Below are 473 nucleotides of genomic sequence, written 5' to 3' on the forward strand. Positions count from 1 at the left end.
GTTCGTCACGATGCCACAGCCGCTGCAGCAGTTGCAGCGACACCTACTGAAGCACCCGGGAGGCGATCGCATTGAACCGCCCCGAGTTTTGTGGAGGCTCCAACTCTTGAGAGAATGGAGCCATGAACAAGAAGCCAAGCAAGTTTTCCCCGGAAGTCCGAGAGCGCGCAGTGCGCCTCGTACGCGAGCAGCGTAGCGAGCACCCGTCGATGTGGGCGGCAGTCGAATCGATTGCGCCGATGATCGGCTGCACGCCGCAGACGTTGTTGGATTGGGTTAAGCGCGACGAGGTCGACCGTGGAGAGCGCGATGGCGTGAGTACGGCCGAGCGTGAACGCATCAAGGCCCTGGAGCGCGAGGTCAAGGAACTGCGCCGGACCAACGAGATTCTCAAACTTGCGAAGTTAGGCTCGATGAGCCGCTGCAACAGCCAAGCCCATGATCCCATGAGCAGTTTGTGAGTCGATTCGATG

General features: G+C 60.0%; 1 pseudogene. It reads left to right on the top strand.

From position 1 onward, the window contains the following. Positions 1–122: 122 nt before the first annotated feature. Positions 123–401 (top strand): annotated as a pseudogene (locus tag SB756_RS28090) (transposase); the annotation flags it as partial. Between the last annotated feature and the right edge of the window lie 72 nt (positions 402–473).

Origin of the sequence: Pseudomonas sp. SIMBA_068 (assembly GCF_046534705.1) — a bacterium.
In the GTDB taxonomy this organism is placed as follows: domain Bacteria; phylum Pseudomonadota; class Gammaproteobacteria; order Pseudomonadales; family Pseudomonadaceae; genus Aquipseudomonas; species Aquipseudomonas putida.